General features: G+C 36.5%; 21 protein-coding genes. 1 reads left to right on the top strand and 20 read right to left on the bottom strand.

Annotated elements, in window-relative coordinates; genetic code table 11:
- Positions 1 to 87 precede the first annotated feature (87 nt).
- The 3 genes from parC to BCR22_RS01215 form a co-directional block, all read right to left on the bottom strand.
- A complete protein-coding gene (gene parC / locus BCR22_RS01225; protein WP_069653178.1) occupies positions 88 to 2559 on the bottom strand; it encodes a DNA topoisomerase IV subunit A in 2472 nt (823 codons plus the stop codon).
- 12 nt (positions 2560 to 2571) lie between these two features.
- Positions 2572 to 4650, bottom strand: coding sequence for a DNA topoisomerase IV subunit B (gene parE, locus BCR22_RS01220; RefSeq protein WP_069653177.1), 2079 nt, complete (start codon positions 4648 to 4650; stop codon positions 2572 to 2574).
- 122 nt (positions 4651 to 4772) lie between these two features.
- Positions 4773 to 5198: a CoA-binding protein gene (locus tag BCR22_RS01215; protein WP_069653176.1), complete on the bottom strand. Its 426-nt coding sequence runs from the start codon at positions 5196 to 5198 to the stop codon at positions 4773 to 4775.
- A 117-nt stretch (positions 5199 to 5315) separates the two neighbouring features.
- Here BCR22_RS01215 and plsY point away from each other — a divergent pair, with 117 nt between their 5' ends.
- Positions 5316 to 5960 (top strand): glycerol-3-phosphate 1-O-acyltransferase PlsY, encoded by a 645-nt coding sequence (gene plsY / locus BCR22_RS01210; RefSeq protein ID WP_069653175.1) that lies wholly within the window; start codon positions 5316 to 5318, stop codon positions 5958 to 5960.
- 49 nt (positions 5961 to 6009) lie between these two features.
- On the opposite strand, the gene BCR22_RS01205 is transcribed toward plsY, so the two are convergent.
- The 17 genes from BCR22_RS01205 to BCR22_RS01125 form a co-directional block, all read right to left on the bottom strand.
- A complete protein-coding gene (locus BCR22_RS01205) occupies positions 6010 to 6885 on the bottom strand; it encodes an aldose 1-epimerase family protein (RefSeq protein WP_069653174.1) in 876 nt (291 codons plus the stop codon).
- Positions 6886 to 6898: 13 nt separating this feature from the next.
- Positions 6899 to 7690, bottom strand: coding sequence for a GTP-sensing pleiotropic transcriptional regulator CodY (gene codY, locus BCR22_RS01200; RefSeq protein WP_069653173.1), 792 nt, complete (start codon positions 7688 to 7690; stop codon positions 6899 to 6901).
- A gap of 152 nt (positions 7691 to 7842) precedes the next feature.
- The gene (hslU, locus tag BCR22_RS01195) at positions 7843 to 9246 is read right to left on the bottom strand and encodes an ATP-dependent protease ATPase subunit HslU (RefSeq protein WP_069653172.1); all 1404 of its coding nucleotides are present in this window, start codon (positions 9244 to 9246) and stop codon (positions 7843 to 7845) included.
- Between the two features lie 16 nt (positions 9247 to 9262).
- Positions 9263 to 9811 (bottom strand): HslVU peptidase proteolytic subunit, encoded by a 549-nt coding sequence (gene hslV / locus BCR22_RS01190; protein WP_069653171.1) that lies wholly within the window; start codon positions 9809 to 9811, stop codon positions 9263 to 9265.
- A gap of 86 nt (positions 9812 to 9897) precedes the next feature.
- Positions 9898 to 10797, bottom strand: coding sequence for a tyrosine recombinase XerC (xerC, locus tag BCR22_RS01185; protein ID WP_069653170.1), 900 nt, complete (start codon positions 10795 to 10797; stop codon positions 9898 to 9900).
- 229 nt (positions 10798 to 11026) lie between these two features.
- A complete protein-coding gene (trmFO, locus tag BCR22_RS01180) occupies positions 11027 to 12343 on the bottom strand; it encodes an FADH(2)-oxidizing methylenetetrahydrofolate--tRNA-(uracil(54)-C(5))-methyltransferase TrmFO (RefSeq protein ID WP_069653169.1) in 1317 nt (438 codons plus the stop codon).
- 76 nt (positions 12344 to 12419) lie between these two features.
- Positions 12420 to 14498 (bottom strand): type I DNA topoisomerase, encoded by a 2079-nt coding sequence (gene topA, locus BCR22_RS01175; RefSeq protein WP_069653168.1) that lies wholly within the window; start codon positions 14496 to 14498, stop codon positions 12420 to 12422.
- 120 nt (positions 14499 to 14618) lie between these two features.
- Positions 14619 to 15500, bottom strand: coding sequence for a DNA-processing protein DprA (gene dprA, locus BCR22_RS01170; RefSeq protein ID WP_069653167.1), 882 nt, complete (start codon positions 15498 to 15500; stop codon positions 14619 to 14621).
- Positions 15501 to 15567: 67 nt separating this feature from the next.
- Positions 15568 to 16335: a ribonuclease HII gene (locus tag BCR22_RS01165; protein WP_069653166.1), complete on the bottom strand. Its 768-nt coding sequence runs from the start codon at positions 16333 to 16335 to the stop codon at positions 15568 to 15570.
- Positions 16325 to 17188, bottom strand: coding sequence for a ribosome biogenesis GTPase YlqF (ylqF, locus tag BCR22_RS01160; protein WP_069653165.1), 864 nt, complete (start codon positions 17186 to 17188; stop codon positions 16325 to 16327). The genes BCR22_RS01165 and ylqF overlap by 11 nt, the downstream gene beginning before the upstream one ends.
- Positions 17189 to 17196: 8 nt before the next feature.
- Complete coding sequence (lepB, locus tag BCR22_RS01155; RefSeq protein ID WP_069653164.1) at positions 17197 to 17751, bottom strand: signal peptidase I; 555 nt, start codon at positions 17749 to 17751, stop codon at positions 17197 to 17199.
- A gap of 164 nt (positions 17752 to 17915) precedes the next feature.
- Positions 17916 to 19361: a S41 family peptidase gene (locus BCR22_RS01150; RefSeq protein WP_069653209.1), complete on the bottom strand. Its 1446-nt coding sequence runs from the start codon at positions 19359 to 19361 to the stop codon at positions 17916 to 17918.
- Between the two features lie 95 nt (positions 19362 to 19456).
- Entirely contained in the window at positions 19457 to 19675 is a 219-nt protein-coding gene (locus tag BCR22_RS01145; protein ID WP_069653163.1) for a YozE family protein, read from the bottom strand.
- Between the two features lie 4 nt (positions 19676 to 19679).
- Positions 19680 to 20189 carry a peptide-methionine (S)-S-oxide reductase MsrA gene (gene msrA / locus BCR22_RS01140; RefSeq protein ID WP_083241714.1) on the bottom strand — a complete coding sequence of 170 codons (510 nt, stop codon included), beginning with the start codon at positions 20187 to 20189 and terminating at the stop codon, positions 19680 to 19682.
- Positions 20186 to 20884 carry a YpmS family protein gene (locus tag BCR22_RS01135; protein ID WP_069653162.1) on the bottom strand — a complete coding sequence of 233 codons (699 nt, stop codon included), beginning with the start codon at positions 20882 to 20884 and terminating at the stop codon, positions 20186 to 20188. The genes msrA and BCR22_RS01135 overlap by 4 nt, the downstream gene beginning before the upstream one ends.
- Positions 20885 to 20889: 5 nt before the next feature.
- On the bottom strand, positions 20890 to 21786 hold the full coding sequence (locus BCR22_RS01130; RefSeq protein WP_069653161.1) for an SGNH/GDSL hydrolase family protein: 897 nt from the start codon (positions 21784 to 21786) through the stop codon (positions 20890 to 20892).
- A gap of 174 nt (positions 21787 to 21960) precedes the next feature.
- Positions 21961 to 22803, bottom strand: a complete 843-nt coding sequence (locus BCR22_RS01125) for a DegV family protein (RefSeq protein ID WP_069653160.1) — start codon at positions 22801 to 22803, stop codon at positions 21961 to 21963.
- Between the last annotated feature and the right edge of the window lie 43 nt (positions 22804 to 22846).

The raw sequence follows: 22846 nt of genomic DNA, 5'->3' as shown, positions 1-22846 counted from the left end.
AATATAAGAAATCTGTAATAGAAAAAGAAGCCTCTGTACTAGTACAGAGGCTTCTTCCTTTTAATTCTATAGAACAGTTTAACAGTCCTATTTAGATTCTTCTTCATTTTTAGGTATTAATTCTGCTGTATGCATTTCATGAACTTCTAAAATTTCACCATCTTGTTTTTCATCAAGCATAAATGAACCATTAGATGTTCGATCATTGATTGGATATTTTTCTGAATCCAGCGTATATTGTTTACCATTTTGTGTTGTCACTAGTAATTCTAAAGGACTACTTTCAGACATAAATGTTACGCGATGAGGGTTCTTTTTCAATTCTCTAAGAACCATTAGTCCGCGTTTTGCTCGCCCGAGTTGAGGTAATTCTTGTGCTAACATTCGTTTGATACTTCCTCGTTGCGTTAATACTACAACTGGTGTGTCTCCGTCTTCATGGACAAGTAAGCCGTTGACTACATAATCTTGCTCTTTTAAGTTCATTGCCTTAACTCCAGCAGCTTTAGCACCAACTACTGGTACTTCTTCTAATGGATAGCGTAAACCGAAACCGCGATGGCTGACTAAAAAGACATCTAAGATCTTTTGTTCATTTGTTAAATACACATTTACAATTTCATCTGAGTCCGATTTCAATTTCATGCAGTTCGTTGGACGGCTCTTATACGTTCTCCATGGTTCGAAATCGGTCATTTTACTTTGTTTGATCATACCTTCTTTTGTCATGAAAACAAATGTCTTCGTTGGAGATAGTTCTTTATAGGTATAAACAGCAATAATGGATTCATCTACTGATAGATTTAGAATAGCTTGTGAAATATGTTCACCTATTTCCTTCCATCGTAAGTCAGGAAGTTCATGAACTGGACGATAAATCACGTTGGCTTTATTTGTAATCAGTAAAATATGATCTAAGGTATTTACTTCCCCAGTATAAAGCAAGAAGTCTCCTTCTTTCATTCCGACCTCTTCTGGCTTCGATGCGCTATAAGAACGCAAACTGCTCCGCTTGATATACCCTTCGTGCGTTACAGTCACCACGACATCTTCTTGAGCAACTAAAACTTTTGTATCAATCTTGATTTCTTGAATTTCATCTTCAATCTGAGTTAAACGTGGGTTGCCGTATTGTTTTTTGACCTCACGTAACTCTTTTTTCATTACGTTGAACAACTCTTTTTCATCACTTAAAATTTTTGTTAATTCAGTGACGAACTGATTCAACTCTTCTGCTTCCTTTTCAAGTTGTGTGATGTCTGTATTGGTTAAACGATACAATTGCAACGTCACGATAGCTTCAGCTTGTTCTTCAGTAAATGCATAGGCTTTTACCAGATTCATCTTAGCATCTTTTTTGTCTTTACTAGCACGGATGGTTTCGATTACTTTATCTAAAATAGACAGCGCTTTGATCAAACCGGCAACGATGTGCTGACGTTTTTTAGCTTTGTTCAATTCAAATTGGCTACGGTTTGTAATGACTTGTTTGCGGTGTGCAATATAGCTATCTAAGATCCGTTTTAAACCAACTTGTTGTGGTGTCATGTTGTCGATAGCAACCATATTGAAGTTGTAATTGATTTGTAATTCAGTATTTTTGAAAAGATAATTTAAAATACCCTCGGCATTCGTATCTTTTTTCAACTCAATCGCAATTTGCAGCCCAGTTCGGTCACTTTCATCACGAACTTCAGCAATACCATCGATTTTTTTATTTAAACGGACTTCATCCATCTTCTTAACCAATGTCGCTTTGTTCACTTCATAAGGAATTTCGGTGACAACAATTTGTTGTTTTCCACCTTTTAAAGGTTCAATTCTTGTTTTTGAGCGAAGGATTACTTTGCCGCGACCTGTCTCATAAGCTTTTTTGATTTCTTCTTTCCCTTGTAAAATACCACCTGTTGGAAAATCCGGTCCTGGAATAAATTCCATTAGCTTATCTAAGGTTGCATTTGGATGATCGATTAAATAAATTGTACCATCGATAATTTCCGCTAAATTGTGAGTAGGAATTTCTGTAGCATAACCTGCCGAGATCCCTGTTGAACCATTCACGAGTAAATTGGGGTATTTAGCAGGTAAAACAGTCGGCTCTTTTTCTGTATCATCAAAGTTCCAAACGAAGTCAACAGTTTCTTTTTCGATATCTTTCAGAAGTTCTCCACTTAATTCAGACAAACGCGCTTCTGTATACCGCATCGCAGCTGGTGGATCACCATCCATACTCCCATTATTCCCGTGCATTTCGATCAAAACTTCACGTAGTTTCCAGTCTTGACTTAAACGAACCATTGCTTCGTAAATACTGCTATCACCATGAGGATGGTAATTCCCCATGATATTTCCGACAGATTTTGCAGATTTTCTAAAACTTTTCTCAAATGTATTTCCATCTTTATTCATGGAAAATAAAATTCTACGTTGTACAGGTTTTAACCCATCACGAATATCAGGTAGGGCACGTTCTTGAATGATATATTTGGAATATCTTCCAAAACGATCGCCCATTACTTCTTCAAGCGTCAATTCTTGAATATCCTGGCGTTTTTCCAAATTTGTCACTCCCTACTCTAAATCGAATAAACTGATATCTTGTGTTGCTTCAGACTCGGCATTTTTACGCTCAGTTTCTTCTTTTTTTTCTTCATCTAGCACGTCAGTTGAAATAGATGGTGAAATCTCTTTATCGCCATCTTTTCTATCTAAGATGCTGCCGTCTTCTTCTAATGTAAATTGGACGTGGCGTTCGATCCATTTTCTTCTAGGCTCTACTTTATCGCCCATAAGAGTCGTTACGCGACGTTCTGCTTGAGCTGCATCATCTATTCGTACTCGGATCAGAGTACGTGTCTCAGGGTCCATTGTGGTCTCCCACAGCTGGTCTGCGTTCATTTCACCTAATCCTTTGTAACGTTGAAGCATATATCCTTTGCCGACTTGCTCCGTCACATTCGATAATTCTTCGTCTGTCCAGGCATATTCAGTTACTGCTTTTTTACCAATTCCTTTTGACACTTTATAAAGAGGTGGTAACGCAATGTATATTTTACCAGCTTCGATCAGTGGTTTCATGTAACGATAAAAGAAGGTTAATAGCAATACTTGAATATGAGCGCCATCGGTATCCGCATCGGTCATGATGATAACTTTATCGTAGTTACAGTCTTCAATTGAAAATTCTGGCCCAACACCTGCCCCAATTGTGTAGATCATCGTGTTGATTTCTTCGTTTTTCAGAATATCCTGCATTTTAGCTTTTTCAGTATTTAATACTTTTCCTCGTAAAGGTAAAATCGCTTGGAATTTTCTGTCGCGCCCTTGTTTTGCTGAACCACCGGCAGAGTCTCCTTCGACTAAATATAATTCATTTCTCTTAGGATTACGTGATTGAGCCGGTGTCAGTTTTCCAGATAAAAGAGATTCGCCTTTTTTCCGTTTTTTGCCATTGCGACTTTCTTCTCGCGCTTTACGAGCTGCTTCACGGGCTTCTCGCGCTTTGATCGCTTTACGAATTAATTGTTGGCTCATTTCGCTATTTTCTTGTAGATAAAAGCCCATTTGTTCTCCAACAACATTATCTACTGCATTCCGTGCCATTGGGGTCCCTAGTTTTTCTTTGGTTTGCCCTTCAAATTGCAGCAAGTTTTCCGGAACACGAATCGATAAGACTGCTGCCAATCCTTCGCGGAAGTCACTACCCTCTAGATTTTTATCTTTTTCTTTTAGCAAACCGACTTTTCTTGCATACTCATTGTAAGCTTTTGTCATTGAAGACTTCATCCCTACTTCATGAGTACCACCATCTTTTGTACGGACATTATTGACAAATGAAAGGACATTTTCTGAATAGCCATCATTATATTGATAAGCAAGCTCAACTTCGATGCCGTCTTTTTCCCCTGAAAAATAAACAACAGGTGTTAATGTATCTTTTTCTTCATTAAGGTAGGCAACAAATTCTTTGATTCCCTCATCATAATGAAAAATTTCTTCTTTAGGTTCTTCTCCTCGAAGGTCAGTTAGAGAGATTTTTACACCTTTTAATAGAAATGCAGATTCTCTTAGGCGCTCTGCTAAGGTATCGTATGAAAAATGTATAGTAGAAAAAATGGTGTCATCTGGAAGAAAAATTACGGAAGTTCCATTCTTTTTATTCGTTTTTCCAACTTTTTTTAAGGTTCCAACGGGTTTTCCGCCATTTTCAAAACGCTCCATGTATTCAACACCGTCACGGACGATACGCACTTCCAACCAGCTAGATAATGCATTCACTACGCTGGCACCTACACCGTGTAGTCCGCCGGAAGTTTTGTAACCGCCTTGACCGAATTTTCCTCCTGCATGAAGAACGGTGAAAATTACTTCTACGGTTGGGATTCCTGATGCATGCATGCCAACTGGCATACCACGTCCAGCGTCAGTTATTTTGATACTATTGTCTTTTTGAATTGTCACACTGATTTCATTTCCATAACCAGATAGTGCTTCATCAACTGCATTATCAACGATCTCATAGACTAAATGATGTAATCCGCGGCTGTCTGTGGAGCCGATGTACATTCCTGGTCTTTTTCGTACGGCTTCCAATCCTTCTAGAACTTGGATGGAGGCGTCGTTGTATTCATTGTTTACTTTTTTCGCCAAAGAAAAAACTCCTTATACTTGAATTATAGGGCGCAAGGCCACATCATTACAATAATACTCTAAAAGCTCTCAAAAAAAAAGAGCTTTCCTCAACGGCCACTCTTTCTTAAGATTATTTGCATCTATTTAGGCATTTCAGCTAATTCAATTTTAATGCAACGATTCATTATAATAGCATTTCTTCCTGCATTTTTCAAGATTTCAGCAGCTTCTTCATTTTCCAGTCCTAATTGGGCCCAAAAGACTTTTGCATCAGTTTCTATAAAATCTCGAGCAACTTCAGGTAAAAATTCACTCCGACGAAATATATCGACGATATCGATTTGTCCTGGTACATCTTGCAATTTCTCATAGACTTTTTCACCAAGGATCTTTTCTCCTACCAACTTTGGGTTTACTGGAATAATTTCATAACCAGATTCTTGTAGTAATTCAGCTATTTTATAACTTGTACGGTCTTCTTTCGCACTTAGTCCAACGACTGCGATTCGTTTAGCTTGTTTTAGGTAATCAAAAATTTGTTTTTGTGTTGGGTTTTCTATGGGCATGTTGATCATCCTTTCTACTTTCTCTTCATTTTCATTATACAACGAATATTTAATTATTGTTAGCTGTTTCTATTCATGATAGAATAAATGCTAGTTTGAACAGAAAGAGGTTACTTAATGAAATTTTTTGTGCTATTGATTATAGCTTATTTACTTGGTTCTATTCCTTCTGGCGTTTGGATAGGCAAACTTTTTTTCAAAAAGGATCTTCGGCAATTTGGTAGTGGTAACACAGGAACGACAAATACGTTTAGAGTTCTTGGAAAAAAAGCAGGAATAGCTGTTTTGCTGATGGATATTTTAAAAGGAACCTTTGCAACTTGCCTACCTCTACTATTTACTTTAGATGTAAATCCACTAGTTTTTGGTGTTGCAGCCGTTCTAGGTCATACCTTTCCTATTTTTGCAAATTTCAAAGGAGGAAAGGCTGTCGCTACTAGTGCAGGGATGATTTTGGCGTACAATCCAGCATTTTTTGTTTATTCTGCTTTAATTTTTATTATTATGTTATATATTACCAGCATGGTAAGTTTGTCCAGTATGATCAGTGCTGTGCTAATCACACTTTCGACAATTATTTTGCCTTTCGCTATTCCAGCTATCTTGCCTCATTTTGATTGGTTATTAACATCGATTGCATTAGCGTTGACAATTTTTATTTTTATCCGTCACAAAGATAATATAGAACGAATCAAAGATGGCACCGAAAGTCGAGTACCGTTTGGTTTGGGCGCTCGCAAAAAAAATAAAACAAATGATTAAAAAAACTAGAGCATGAAGTTTGCAATACTTCGTGTCCTAGTTTTTTAGTTTATTTAGCTGTAAGTGTATATTGTGTTTTAAAAATATCTGCTGCAACTAGTTTGTTGATCCCTTTTTTATCAACAAGATTTCCTGTAGTATTTACTTCGTCTGCAATACCACACCAAGGCTCGATACAAACGAATGGGGCTTCTTGTGGATAAGGAGACCAAACGCCGACATAAGGCATATCTGTAAAACTTAAACTAATGCTGTGAGGACCTTCGTCTGTTTCAATTGTAAAGGTATTTACTCCTTTGGTTTCGAAAATAATTGCATCTTCTTTGAATAGCTCTCTGCGAAGATCAAGACTAGTATTCGTTTGTCCTAATGTTTTATGCTCGAAATCTGCAAAAGGACCTACTAACGGAATCTGAGTACGAGATTTTTTGGGTGAAAAACTTAGATAATAATCATCAAACGTCAACTCTTGTTCTAAAGGTACATTAAATGCAGGATGTCCACCAATTGAAAAATACATATCCGCATTACCTGTATTTTCTACTTGATACTTAACAATTAAATTGTCTTCTTCTAGGACATATGAAAGAATCAATTCAAATTCAAAAGGATATTTTTTTTTCGACTCTTTGGTGCTTTTTAACGATAGTGAAACTAGTTCTGACCCGTGTTCGATTACTTCAAAAAGGCTATCTCTGGCAAATCCATGCTGTCCCATCGGGTAAGTTTGATTTTCATATGTGTATTGATCATCTTTTAAGCGCCCGACAACTGGAAATAATACAGGTGCGTGACGGCCCCAAAATGCTGGATCTCCTTGCCAGATGTATTCAATATTATTTTTCTTCGATTTCAAGCTGATAAGCTCGGCACCATCTTCTGCTATTGTTGCAATCAAATAATCATTTTCAATTTGTACAGTCATGTTCTCTGCCCCCCTACTTACTATCTTTTTCTAATTCTTTGATGAATTGTTTATTTAAGACTTTCAGATAAGTCCCTTTCATTCCTAGGGATCTTGATTCAATGATACCTGCTGATTCTAATTTTCTTAAAGCATTTACGATTACTGAGCGCGTGATTCCAATTTCATCGGCAATACTGGAAGCCGTTAATCTACCTTCTTCGCCATCCAAAGCTTTAAATATAGCTTGAACTGCTTTTAACTCGCTGTATGACAATGTATTAATCGCCATTTGTACAGCAGTTGCACTACGAACGCTTGCTTCGATGTTACGTGATTGCTGATAAAGAATCTGCATGCCAACAACAGTAGCACTATATTCAGCTAGAACCAAATCTTCATCATTGAAGGACTGTTCTACTCTTGCCAAAATAATCGTTCCTAAACGTTCACCCGCACCAAACATTGGGACAATGGTTGTTAGTCCAAAAGGATATTTTTCACGTAGTTCGATAGGAAAAGCAGTTAAATCGCTAGTGATTGAAATATTTGCTTCTGTCTTAACCAAGTTATCTGCTGCGTCTGTGTAACTTTGTGGGAAACGTTTTTCTTCAAACATATGTTTCACACGCGCATTATTAACATCTAATTTTTCGTTATACCCTAACAAAACCCCTTCGTTACTGATAATATACGCATTACTTTCTAAAACATCGCCTAAAATCATAGCCATTTTGTCGTAAGGTAATTCGGCCTTTTGATCAAAGGTATTTTTTTGTTGTAAAAGTTTATTGATTTGACGCGTTTTTTCTAATAAAGTAGTCATTTTTACTCCTCCTAATTTAAAAACTGAGCTAGAAAATAGATGGTATTATCGATCCGTTTTTCATCATCTTGTACCAAAAATTCTCAACTCAGTTCTTGTTACGACTCTTGTTTGTTTCAAAAGAACTTCTGCAGACTTGAAGTTTGAAATTCTTAAAGAATGTAACGGCTTAAATCTTCATTTTGAACAATACTGTTCAGTTTTTCATTCACATATGCTTCTGTAATTGTAATCTCCCCCATTTGCATATCTGGTGCTTCAAATAATAAATCTTCTAGCAAACGTTCCAAAATCGTATGCAAGCGGCGAGCTCCGATATTGTCAGTGTCTCTATTGACATCAAACGCAATATTTGCGATCCGTTCGATTGCTTCTTTCGTAAAAACAACTGTGACATTTTCAGTGCCAATTAAAGCGATATATTGTTTTATCAACGCATTGTTTGGCTCTGTCAAAATCTTGACAAAGTCTTCTGCAGTTAGATCGTCTAACTCGACACGAATTGGGAATCGACCTTGTAATTCAGGAATCAAATCACTTGGTTTAGACAAATGGAATGCGCCAGATGCGATAAATAAAATATGATCTGTTTGAACCGGACCATATTTTGTATTGACTTGAGAACCTTCAACAATTGGCAAAATATCACGTTGTACTCCTTCACGAGAAACTTCGCCTGAGTTTTGCTGACTTTTTGAAGTGATTTTATCAAATTCATCAATGAAAATAATGCCACTACTTTCAGCTAAACGAATTGCCTCGCTGTGAATGTCTGCATCTTTAACAATTTTAGCGGACTCTTCTTTAACTAATAGTTCTTGGGCTTCTTTGACAGTAACTGTACGTTCGACTTTTTTCTTAGGAGATAGAGCTCCTAAAGTTTCGTTTAAGTCGATGCCCATTTGTTCCATGCCGTTATTCATAGCTGGCATTGTCTTTTTAGGCTCTTCGATTTCAATCGTTACTTCACGATTGTCTAGTAATCCTTTTTGTAGTTGCTCGAGAATCGTTTTGCGATTCACTTTGATTTCTTCCGTTACTTCTTCTTGTGATTCTTGAGGTTGTTGCGCACTGTTGAACATTTGCATCATTTGTTCAAATTGATTATTGGAGGTTTGTTTTTGTTCTTTTTTGATTCCTGGAACAAGAACTTTTACTAAACGGTTATTCGCCTTTTTCAAGGCTTGAGAATAAACTCTACTGTATTGTTTTTTTTCTACAATTTGAATAGCGTTTTCTACTAAATCACGTACCATTGATTCTACATCTCTACCAACATAACCAACTTCTGTAAACTTAGTCGCTTCTACTTTGATAAAAGGAGCATTGACGATTTTTGCCAGGCGTCTGGCGATTTCTGTTTTCCCTACACCTGTAGGTCCGATCATCAGCATATTTTTGGGCGTTACATCTTGTTGCATTTTTTCTTCAAGCTGTAAACGGCGATATCTATTTCTTAGAGCTACTGCAACTGATTTTTTGGCTGTTTCTTGTCCGATGATATATTCATCCAATTCTTTGACAATTTCTCTTGGTGTTCTATTTAATTCATTCATGGTCATTGTCCCCCATTTATAATTCTTCTACAATAATATTGTGATTTGTAAAGACACAGATATCTGCCGCAATAGTTAACGCATTTTTGGCGATTTCTTTAGCAGACATATCTTTATCTCCGTAATGTTTCATTGCACGAGCTGCTGACAAGGCGAAGTTTCCGCCTGAACCAATTGCTAAGATACCATCATCTGGAGTGATTACTTCACCTGTACCTGAAACTAGCAACATTTCCTTTTCATTCATAACAATCAACATGGCTTCTAATTTTTGCATAGATTGCTGTGTACGCCATTCTTGAGCTAATTCAACCGCAGCACGAGTTAAATTGCCATTGTATTCGTTTAATTTTCCTTCAAATTTCTCTTCTAGTGTAAACGCATCTGCTACACTTCCTGCAAAACCGACAACGACTTCGTCATTATATATTCTACGAACTTTTTTAGCAGTGCCTTTCATAACAACAGATTCTCCCATTGTTACTTGACCGTCACCAGCCATCGCAAATTTTCCATCTTTTTCAACAGCACAAATCGTTGTTGAATGAAATTGTGATTCAACCATTATAGTTCCTCCTAATTTAAAAGCTGAACAGGCTTGTTTCTATTTTTCAGTGTTGCTAGCCTGCAAGCTAGTTGATACAAGACTCGTTACGCACGAGGATGAAATGTTCGATAATTTTTTTGTAAACTTTCTTTTGTTACATGAGCATAAATTTGGGTCGTTGATAAATCAGAATGCCCCAATAATTCTTGAACGGTTCGCATATCAGCTCCGTTATTTAGTAAATGTGTGGCAAATGTATGACGTAACATATGAGGATGAATATCGCTATTTAAGGTACTTTTTTTTATAAGTTGATTTAAAATATACTCGATACCAGTTGGGGTAATTTGTTCCCCGTGATGATTAACAAAAACAAACGCATGTTCACGATGGTATTTTTCCATCAAAACAGCTCGTCCATTTTCCAAGTACTCTTTTAATGCATCTTGCGCGAAAGAACCGAAAGGCACATACCGATCTTTGTTTCCTTTCCCATGAATAAGTAATACGTTTGCAGAAAAGTCAATGGATTGCAAGGTTAAGTTTGTACATTCACTTACTCGAATTCCAGTACCATAGAGAATTTCTAACAATGCTTGATTCCTTAAATCTAAAGGTTTCGACCCTTTAGCACTGTCAAACAAAGCATCCATCTCCTTTTCATATAAAAAACGAGGAAGACGTAATTGTTTTTTCTTCATGTGTACATACGAGAATGGATTTTCTTTGATGACTTCATTTTTAAGCAGAAATTGATAGAAAGAACGTAAACTAGCAATTTTTCGACTAATAGAATTCCGACTATATTCTTTATCATATAGGAAGCTCAAATAGGAGCGAATATCCAAATGGTCGACGTTTAAATAATCAGGCTCTCCCGAATTTTTTAAAAACACAAAAAAATTGTGCATGTCTTCTTCGTATGCAATTTTGGTTTTTTCAGAATAACCACGTTCAATGATCAAGTAGTTTAAAAATAGTTCAGACCAATTTTTCTCTTGCATAAACCTTCCTCCATTAAATTACACAGTAACTTTAGCATAACCATTTTGAAAAAACAAACGAATTGTCAGAATTTAATCAATATTTTCAAATTTAGTAACAATTTATTCATATTTAACTTTAAATGCTCATAAACTGTAAGCGTAATTTAATCTGTTTTTCGGTTGTTTTGTATCGCTTAAAAGACCAATGCAAATCGTTTGATTCGCACTGGTCTTTTTGTTCTTTCGTTTATTCTTCGATAGTTAAATCTTGTTTCATTTTAGCTAATGTCGTCAAAGCTCTGTCTGCAATGGCTTCATATCGTTCTTTTTTATCCCGAATTCTTTCTGGCAATTCAGGGAACAAACCAAAGTTAGCGTTCATCGGTTGGAAATGTTTGCCTTCTGCATGCGTAATATAATAGGCCATACTTCCTAAAGCTGTTTCTCTTGGGAAAACGATAAGTTCTTCCTCTTTGGCCAAACGAGCTGCATTCATACCTGCTAATAAACCACTAGCTGCACTTTCTACGTATCCTTCAACACCTGTCATTTGACCAGCAAAGAATAAGTTTTCTCTCTTTTGAGATTGATAAGTTGGTTTCAATAGTTCTGGTGAGTTCATAAAACTATTACGATGCATAACCCCATAACGAACAAATTCAGCATTTTCTAAACCTGGAATCATTTGGAAAACACGTTTTTGTTCGCCCCATTTTAGATGTGTTTGAAAACCTACAAGATTGTATAATGAAGCGGCTGCATTATCTTGGCGTAATTGGATAACAGCATAGGGACGTTTACCTGTCTTAGGATCTTCCAATCCAACTGGCTTTAATGGCCCAAATAACATCGTTTTGATGCCTCGTTTAGCCATTACTTCAATTGGCATGCATCCTTCAAAGAATTTTTCTTTTTCAAATGTTTTTAAAGGAACAACTTCAGCAGAAATCAAGGCTTCATAAAAAGCTTTAAACTCTTCTTCTGTCATTGGACAATTTAAATATGCTGCCTCACCTTTGTTGTAGCGAGATTTTAAATAAACTTTATCCATATCGATCGTTGCTTTGTCCACAATCGGTGCCGCAGCGTCGTAAAAGTAAAAACCGTCTGAACCGTTAAACTCTTTGATTTGTTCTGCTAATGCTTCTGAAGTCAATGGCCCTGTGGCAATGATCACGATTCCATCTGGAATAGCAGTGATTTCTTCATTCTTAACTGTAATCAATGGATGATTTTTTATTTTATCCGTAATTTCTTGTGAAAACGTATCTCGATCAACGGCTAAAGCGCCACCAGCAGGTACAGCAGTTTTATCCGCACTGTTGATGATGATTGAATCTAAACGTCTCATTTCTTCTTTCAGAACACCAACAGCATTCGTTAAGTTATTGCCTCTCAATGAGTTAGAACATACTAATTCAGCAAAATTTTCAGTTTGGTGAGCTGGAGTGTTTTTTACAGGACGCATTTCATAAAGTGTTACTGGGACACCAGATTGGGCAACTTGCCAAGCAGCTTCACTGCCCGCTAAGCCAGCGCCGATAACTGTTACAGGAGTATTCATCTATTTCCTCTTTTCTTCAAAAAACCAACGGGCTTTTCCGCTGGTTTTTTAATTTTCTTGTTTTTATAGATATCGTTTATTTTTGAACGTTCTCTTCATAATCACCATTGATACAGACGACTTGTTTTCCACCTTTGACTTTTTTCTCAACGAGATATTGACCACATTTTGGACATGGACGCCCAATTGGTTTATCCCAAGATGTAAAGTCACAATCTGGATAGCGGCTACAACCGTAGAATAATCGATTCTTTTTAGATTTACGTTCAATGACTTGCCCTTCTTTACAAACTGGACAAGTAACACCAATTTCTTTGACGATTGCTTTAGTATTTCGACATTCTGGGAAGTTACTACATGCATAAAATTTACCATAACGTCCTAGCTTGATTACCATTGGATGACCACAGAGATCACAATCGAAGCCAGCTGGCTCGTCTTTGATTTGAATTTTTTCGATTTTTTCTTCTGCATTTGTCAATTCTTTTTCAAACGGTCTGTAGAAACGATCCACGACTTCTACCCATTTTTCTTGACCAACACCAATTTTATCTAAATCCCCTTCCATTGAAGCTGTAAAATGAACATCAACGATTTGTGGGAAAAATTCAACAATCAATGAATTAACGATCTCTCCTAGCTCGGTCGGCTCGAAACGTTTATTTGTTAGCTTAACATAATAACGTCTTTGAATCGTTTCTAAGGTTGGTGCGTAGGTTGATGGCCGTCCAACACCATTCTCTTCCAAAGCTCGGATCAATGTTGCTTCACTAAATCTTGCAGGTGGTTGTGTGAAGTGTTGTTTCGGTTCGATATCAAGAGCATTGACTTTGTCTCCTTCGGCTAAATCAGGTAAGATATTTTCTTTATCTTCTTTGCCATCATCGCGACCTTCAACATAAACTTGCATAAAACCTTTGAATTTTACTTTAGCACCATTCGCAATGAAAATCACGCCATTTTGTTCCAATGTTACTTTCATTGTATCCAAGATAGCCGGTGTCATTTGACTGGCAACCAGACGTGACCAAATTAAAGTGTACAGTTTTAACTGGTCTTTGTCTAAATATTGTTTGATTTCATTCGGGGCACGCATAACGCTAGAAGGACGAATCGCCTCATGAGCATCTTGGGCTCCTTGCGCATTTTTTACTTTACGACCACCATGAGCAGAAAATTCACTACCGTACGTTTTTTCAATATATTCTGCTACTTCTGCTTTTGCAGAATCTGCGATTCTAGTGGAATCTGTACGCATATACGTGATTAAACCTACTGTACCCTGTTTCCCTAAGGGAATTCCTTCGTATAATTGTTGCGCAACCATCATAGTTTTTCGTGTTCGGAAGTTTAATTTTCTGGCTGCTTCTTGTTGTAAACTACTAGTTGTAAAAGGTAATGCAGGATTACGTTTCCGCTCTTTCTTTTCAACTTTTGTCACATCGTATTCTTTGCCTTTGATTCGAGTAGTTACTTCTTTTACTGCTTCAGCATTCGGTAATTTTTTCTTTTTACTATCTAGGCCCCAGAAATTAGCCTTAAATTTTTTCTTTGCTTTCTGAAAATTACCATCAATGCTCCAATATTCTTCTGGAATAAATTTGCGAATATCATTTTCACGATCAATGATAATTTTAAGTGCTACAGACTGTACTCGACCAGCACTTAAGCCTTTCTTCACTTTACGCCAAAGAATTGGACTTAGTGAATAACCCACTAAACGATCTAGAATACGGCGTGCTTGTTGCGCATCTACCAAGTCTAGGTTAATCGTGCGAGGTTCTTTAAACGCAGCTTTTACCGCTTCTTTCGTAATTTCATTAAATACAACACGGTTTTTATCATTTAAATCCAAGCCAAGAAGGAAAGACAGGTGCCAAGCAATGGCCTCCCCCTCTCGGTCCGGATCGGCTGCGAGATAAACTTTTTCAGCTTTTTTTGCAGCAGCTTTTAAACTTTTTATGACGTCGCCTTTACCTCGAATTGAGATATAGTGCGGTTCATAATTATTTTCAGTATCAACACCCATTTTACTTTTAGGTAAATCTCTAATATGCCCAACACTGGCAACAACCTTATAGTTTTTTCCTAAATATTTTTCAATCGTTTTGGCTTTAGCTGGTGATTCCACAATAACTAGATATTTATACGCCATTAAACGTGTGGCTCCTTTCGGTTTTTGTGTTTCTTCTATTATATATATCAAAATGTAGAGAACTCACAAATCGTACTTCATCATATCTATTCATTACAGGTTTGTCAAGGATTGATACAGTTAAATCGTAAAAAATTGAATTTCTTCTAAAATATCTTGTGGACAAATAGTACATTTTGCTCCATCTTGAATGAGGCCGTGACAACCATCTGATTGGGAATCAAATACATTACCTGGGACCGCAAAAACTTCACGACCATACTCTAGAGCAGCTTGGGCTGTGATCAAAGAACCACTCTTTTTTCTGGCTTCGATTACACAAGTACCTAGACTCATTCCTGCAATGATCCTATTTCTCATTGGGAAATGATACTTTCTAGGTCCTGTACCATTAGGGTATTCGCTTATAACTAGTTGCTCCTCCATCATTTTTCGCTGAATATGTGCGGTCTCCTTAGGATAACAACTATCTAGCCCTGTTCCAATGACACCAATGGTATTCCCACCATGTTGCATCGTGATTTGATGACTGACACTATCAATTCCTTTAGCCAATCCACTAACAATAGTTAAATTATTACTGACTATTTCCGGAATCAATTGGCGTACAACATTAATTCCATATACAGAAGCAGCTCTTGCTCCGATAAAAGACAAACAATTTTGTTTTAAAAGCTCGATATTTCCTTTATAAAACAGTACTACAGGACAATTATAGATTTGTTTTAAGTAATAAGGATATATTGGATCTAAAAGTGTAATAAAGCGGTGTGAGTGCTGGTATACTGATAATTTTTCAGGGTCTTTTGACCAAAAATCCCATGATTCAGAAAATAGTTTTTGATAGGTCGTAATTCCAGCAATTTGGATAATTTCTTCTTTAGAAAAATCTGTACTATTGTTGTATCTCATTGAAAAATCTAGTACTTTCAGCATACCTAAATTTCCAATGCCGTTACAAATAGCTAATTTAAAAAGTAACGCTTGTTGTTTTTCTTCCATAAAAAAACCTTCTTTCACAAATACTTGTTGTAGTAAGTATTCGCAAAAAAAAGGTTATTTTATTTTATTAATACATATTTTTAATTGGAGCGAACGTTTTTCTATGAATTTCGCAAATTCCTTGTCTTTCCAAACCTAGCAAATGTTCTTTTGTACCATAACCTGCATTATTTTCAAAACCATAACCAGGATACGTTTTAGCATAGTTTTCCATCATACGATCTCGAATAACTTTAGCAACGATACTTGCTGCAGCAATCGATATGGAGCGAGCATCCCCTTTAATGATACTTTCTTGGGGAATATTAACATCTAACGTCATTGCATCAATCAATAAATAATCAGGAACAAAACAAAGATCTTCCAACGCTATGCCCATAGCCATTTTTGAAGCTTGATAAATATTGATTTCATCGATTTTATGATGATCTACCATGCCGATGCCAATTGAAATAGCTTGATTTTGGATTTCATTGTAGAGTTCATCTCTTTTTTTCGCAGATAATTTTTTAGAATCATTTACGCCGAGAAGTTTAAAATTTTCAGGAAGAATAACAGCTGCCGCAACAACAGGACCCGCCAACGGTCCACGACCTACTTCGTCGATTCCAACAATCAATCGATGCCCCTTAGCTCGGGCTTCATTTTCAAATTGTTGCATTTCTTCAAACAACGCTATTTCGTTTTCGTGGCGCTGAATCCTTCTATCCCATTGTCTTAACGCTTGTTGAACACCGCTACGCTCATCTGCTTGCCACAAACGGATTCTGTCATCATCTCGATTATCAATCATGGCTAAAGTGTCTTTAATTTGCAGAATTGACTCAGTTTTCATCTTTTGTAACTCCTAATTCTTCCCAGCGATCTAATGTGTAAGGGCCTAATTTGCTGCTGCGGATTTCTTGAATAATCATTTCACTTGCACGATCGTAATCATCGCGAAAGCCACGCTTTTGACTAATTAGCATCAGAAGTTCAGCTCCTTGTAAAAAGGTCTCCTCTTGTGTTAGCTTATAACGTTCAACCAGTCGCTCTGGATAAAAACGTGAAAAAAATGTTAACCCGTAAATTGCTAAATCATCTAAGTGTAGAAGTTGATCTTTGATTGCGCCAGTTAAAGCTAATTTTTTACCGATTTCTTGATCTTCAAATTTAGGCCATAAAATACCTGGGGTATCCAACAATTCTAAATCTGTTCCCGAACGAAGCCATTGCTGGCCTTTCGTTACACCGGGTTTATTACCTGTTTGGGCAATTTTTTTACCGACTAAACGATTCATCAATGTTGACTTTCCAACGTTTGGAATCCCGATACACATTGCACGAATAGCACGTGGTTTTAACCCTTTTGAACGTTCTCGATCTAGTTTTTCTTTTAGTGCTTTCTTTGCTTCTGGAACAATTTTGTTGATGCCTTTATTTTGTTGAGCATTAATAACTAAAGTATTATAGCCCTTTTCTTGGAAATACTTTTGCCACTTTTGATTTTGATCCTTATCAGCTAAATCACCTTTGTTAAGTAAAATCAAACGCGGTTTTTGTTGTACAATCTGATCCATCATTGGATTTCTTGATGAAAGGGGAAGCCTTGCATCTATCAATTCAAAAACGATATCAACATACTTTATTTTTTCGGATACTTCTCTTCTGGCCTTAGCCATGTGTCCTGGAAACCATTGTATTGTCATTTTATCACCTATCTTGGTATGAATTTCATATGTGTTATTGGGTAGTATACAAACTGTGCTTTACCTAAAATATATTTGCTTTCTACAGCTCCGAAAGAGCGGCTGTCTTTTGACATTCGTCGATTATCACCCAATACAAAATAACTATCTTCGGGTAAAACCTCTTCCGTAGTAAGATCACTTAAATTAAAATTAGTCGTATAAGGGGCTGTCTCGTGATCTTTTTTTATATTTTTTTCTAAAAACGGCTCCTCAATAGGCTTTTCATTTATAAAAAGCTGATCATTGTCATAGCGAATCGCTTCTCCTGGTAGCCCAATTACTCGTTTAATGTATATGGCTCCATTTGGTAATTTGAAAACAATTACATCAAATCGCTTGATTGATGTGAATTTTTCCATCGCGATCATGTCACCTTGACTAAGGGTTTTCTCCATCGAATTCCCATCGACAGGCACAGGAATCAAAATAAAACCTCTTAGTATAAACAACAACACTAGGGAAGGAATGAGTATTTTTATGAAAAAAATAAAATAGCCAATATAAGATTTTCGTTTTTCCACTCTTTTCTCTCCCTTTTTTCTTGCTGATTCTATTATAAAGGAAAAACACTAGAAAAAGCGACTAATTTAAAGGAAAAATAAAACAGATCATAGTAAAAACTGAAATTGGCGTGAACAGTCAATTTCAGTTTTGAATGTATCGTTATTTTTCACAGCCGTTTCTTTTAGTTCTTTTTATTTTCGTGTTGTAGTTCCTTTATGGCAGTTTCATATGCTTGGTCGTTATCCTTAATTTTCTTTCCAATTTCAATTTCAATTTGAGCGGCCGTATCATTGTCAACTTCCCCTGTAACGGGTAAATCGTTGTCTGTTTGTACCGCATTTACGGCTTCTTTTGTTTGCTCAGTAAAATCGCTAGTATCAGGATTGACTTCATAACCAAGAGCATTTAACAAAGCATTGACGTTTTTGACAACTGGTGAAGAATCCCCTGCTTTTAACGTTTTATCTCTTGAAATCGGCGATAAATAAGCAAAATCTGGATAGTCAGCTGTAATGGTCGGTTCTAGTCCTTTTTTGTGAATCCATTCCCCTTTTGGTGTCAGCCATTTTAAGACGGTTAACTTGATTTCACTCTTGTCATTCAAATTTTTAATGGTTTGAACGGTTCCTTTACCAAACGTTTTAGTTCCAATGATTTTTTTATTCCCAGATTCTTTTAAAGCTGCCGCAAAAATTTCAGATGCACTAGCGCTTCCTTCATCAACTAAAACAACGGTCGGTTCAGTTACTTTAAAGCCACCATCTAAATCAGTAGAAGCGACATCCTCACTGGTATTGCCTTTTTTGTCTTCAAATTTAACGATTGTTTTGCCGTCTTCAAGGAACATACTCGCCATTTTTTCGACTTGGTCCAGTAAGCCACCAGGATTTTGGCGTAAATCAATCACAAAAGATTTAGCTCCGTCTTTTCTTAAATTTTTGATTGTGTCTTGTAATTCCTTATAGGTATTTTCACCAAATGAAGTGATTTTTATCGAACCGATCGTAGGATCTTGTTTATCTATCTCTCCTTTAACAGTCTCGATCGGAATCGTATCTCGCTTGATTTTCAATTCAAAGGTTTCTTCGCCCCGTTTGATCGTTAAACGGACTTCAGTGCCTTTTTTCCCGCGAATTTTACTGACAACTTGGGAAAGAGTCTTTCCTTTTGTTTCTTTATCATCGACTTTTAAAACTATATCATTCGCCTTGATTCCTGCTTTGGCTGCTGGAGACCCTTCGATTGGTGCTTGTGCCACAGTTGGTAGCTCATCCATCATGGTCATTGTTGCCCCAATGCCTTCAAAACTCCCAGCTAGACTTTGATCTAATTCATCTGCTTCTGGTTCATTTAAGTAGCTTGAATAGGGATCATCCAAGGCTTCTGTCATACCTTTTAGTGCCCCATCAACTAATTTTTTCTCATCAACTTTTCCTACATAATTATTGATGATTTCATTATATAGATTATCGACTTTTTTTAACTCACTATTTTGAACTGGAGTGTTTGCTAATTGTTTTTTGTATTGGTAGTCAAAATAAATATAGCAACTACCGCCGGCCAAAAAAGCAACACAAAGAATCGAAATAATGTATTGGTGAAAAGGGATTTGTCTTTTATTTTTCATACGGTCATCTCTTTCTGTAAAAATATCATTGCATGTTTTCAAGTTTACCATGAAAAAAAAAGAAGGAAAAGCTTTCTTTGCCTTTCCTTCTCTTTTTATTTATTGTTTTCTAAGTATTTTTCCCATAAGTCATCAAAAATGTGCATGTTTGTTAAATAATCAGCATTCATTTCTAAATAGCTAGATAATTCATGATACTCTTCAGACTGTTTAGGAAACTGAATATCTTTCGCAGCATCGTTTGCAAATTGGCTCTCTTCTGTTTTTTTGGGCGCTCTTAGCGTCATTAAATAGTGATAAAAACTTCTTCTCATATGGTCACCAATTCATTTCTATAAAATTTGCTCGATTTATATGAGCATCTTTATAACGCTCTGGGTCTTTTTGGTAAAAGTCTTGATGATAGTCTTCTGCTGGATAAAAAATAGCTGCAGGTTCAATCGTTGTAACGATTGGTTCAGTAAAACGGCCACTTTCTTGTAATGCTTTTCGACTTTTTTCTGCAATTTTTTTCTGTTCCTCATTTATATAAAAAATCACTGGGCGATAATTATCACCACGATCTTCAAATTGACCTAAAGCATCCGTTGGATCTGTCTGTTGCCAATAGATTTCAACTAATTTTTCATAGGATATAACAGTAGGATCAAATTCAATCTCAACAGCCTCAGTATGCCCTGTAGTATGACTTAACACTTGTTCATATGTGGGATTAGCTACATGTCCTCCAGTGTAACCAGACGTTACTGATTGAATCCCTGGTTGTGTATCAAATGGTTGGATCATACACCAAAAACAACCACCGGCAAAAATTGCTTTTTCACTCAATTTGACTCCTCCTTCGTGTCTATAGTAGTATTATTACTATCTTTTGGTAAGTAGATATTCATACGAATGTCGTCATCTACTAAGTTTATTTTTTCTGCTCGGATAAATAACCCGTTTTGCATTCTAAATTGATCTAAACGAAGTAAAACAGTACTATCGTCTGGATTTACTTCTACCCAGTTTGGTAATTTGTAATCTCTTTGAACAAACTTTAGGATTTCTTTCATTGGTAATCCTAGTGTACCAATCGATAAGCTTTTTGCTTTGAGTTGCACATTACCGTCATCCATTACGTAAGGATCAAAATAAAGATAAAATTGAATCGGATGTCCTAAGACTTTAAAAGTACCATTTAGCATCGCTTCATTTTCCAGATAAAATTTATAAGTAATATCTGACCCTTTTTGGAAATCACCTAGGTAAAAATCGATTAGTGCATTTATTTGCTTCTTCTTTGACTGAACCGCTATAACAGGTGTACCGTCTTTTTCAACTAATTCTGGAACGGGTTTATAGTTTGGTTCGCGAACTTGGGTGACTCTTACAAAAACAAAGGTTAAACTTCCAATCAAGGCTGCTACCAAAACAATGAACGCAACTTTCCAATAATTAATGGATCGTTTTACTTCAGGCGCTTTTTTGCTTCGTTTGTTCGTTTTTTTTACTTCTTTTTTTTCTTCTGATTCATTTGCCATTTTTATCACTCACTTCCTTTTTTGAGCCATTTATCTTGCGTTTTTACCATTTCGTCACGTACTGCACTTGCCATGAGTTGATACCCTAAATTGTTGGGGTGAAAGTGGTCTTCTTCATATAGCGCATTGTTTTTGATATCTAGCTCACTGCTTGATGCTGTGCCAGAGGCTAAATCTTCACTGCTGACGATCCCTACCTCATCACCTGCTCCTTTATAAAGCAAATCATTTATTGGAATAAAATACGCATTTTTTTCTGCTTTGACGATTTCTTCTGTCCCATTATTCCAGTTGTCCACAATCTCTTGCATTTCTGTAATATCAGGGAAATAAAGATAAAATGGATTGTAAATGCCTAGAACATAAATGGGTGCCTCTGCATTGTAATTGCGAATTTCCGTTAGAACTTTTTCTACTTCTTTCTGATAATTTTTCAGTGGTCTTTCAAACGAATTTTTCGTTAAACGGAATACATCTCCCTTAATTACTTTCATCAAGTCATTTCCGCCCACAGTCAACGTGATAATATCTGCTGAAGCTAAGCCATCTTGGATCTCTTTATTTTTTTTGATTCGCTTAAGAATTTGATCACTGCGATCGCCGTTTTTTCCAAAATTATCTGTTTGGACACCGTTTAAATGATATTCCTCCTGCAAATCCTTAGCTACGAGTGGAACGAATCCACCTGAATTTGTTAAATCACCAATTCCTTCAGTCAATGAGTCACCGATGGCGGTGTAGTGGAGCACTTCTTTTGTTTCCGTTTTAGCTACTTGCATTGTCCCAGTACCTAAAATTGGTTTGGCTTTAGGTATTGCCACTACTAATAATAAAAAAATACCAATCATCGTGATAAAAAAAAGTGTGAAGCTTGGCCAATTTCTTTTGAAAAGTAATTTCATTGTATCCCTTCCTTTGCTGTGAATCACGAAAAGGTTGAACATTCGCTGATTCACAGTATTTGGCAATATTATTTTTAATTAAAGTAAATTATCTCTATTTTCACTTCATTTGTACAGTAAAAAGTTATAAAAAAATTGATTAAAAAAAGCAGATCAGTTTGATCTGCTCAAAACTCAGTCCGTATAGTACATGATAGCAAATGCACTCTTACCTGTGTGAGTTGCGATTACAGGGTTTGTATGCAACACAGGTATTTCCATATCAGGGAATAGTGCTTGTAGGCCTTCTTTAAATCCATTAGCTAACTCTAATCCATCTGCGTGAGAAATACCGATTTGACGCACATTTGATAAAGTACTTAATTCATTTTTTAGTTCATCAAACCATTTATTGAACGTCTTCATTCCTCGACCTTTAGCCACAGGAATCAGTTCTGTATGTTCGAAATCCATGACTACTTTCATATTAAAAATGTTGGATAAAAGTCCGGTTGTACGACTGATCCGACCACCTTTAACTAGATTGTCTAATGTAGAAATTCCAATGAATAGCTTCGTATTTTCTTTGACATGATTGATTTCAGCTAAAATCTCTGGAACGCTTGCACCATTTTTAGCTAATTTAGCTGCTTGAATTACTTGAAATGATAAGCCTTGATCGGTAAAATCACTATCGATTACTGTCACATTGGCAGAGCTTAAATTCCCCGCTTGTCTAGCCGCTTCTACTGTACCGCTCAAGCCTTTTGTCATATGAATGGAAATCACTTCGCTTCCATCAGCTCCTAAGCGATCGTATAGCTCCACAAATTCGCCGATTGGCGGCTGGCTTGTCTTTGGCAATGCTTTTGCTGTACTCATCAATTCCATAAACTGTTCGCCTTCTAAATGGTCGTCATCAGCGTATACTACACCGTCAATCATTACAGATAAAGGCATCATTTGAATATCCAAATCATCGCGTACACTTTTCAGCATTGTGCAAGAAGAATCGGTCACAATTTTAACATTTGTCATAATTTTATCACTCTTTCTTTAAAAACAACCTCAATTCGTGTTA

The organism is Enterococcus plantarum (assembly GCF_001730295.1).
Lineage (GTDB): Bacteria > Bacillota > Bacilli > Lactobacillales > Enterococcaceae > Enterococcus_L > Enterococcus_L plantarum.
The sequence above is the reverse complement of the archived record's forward strand: the minus strand, read 5'-3'. Positions and strand labels throughout refer to the sequence as shown.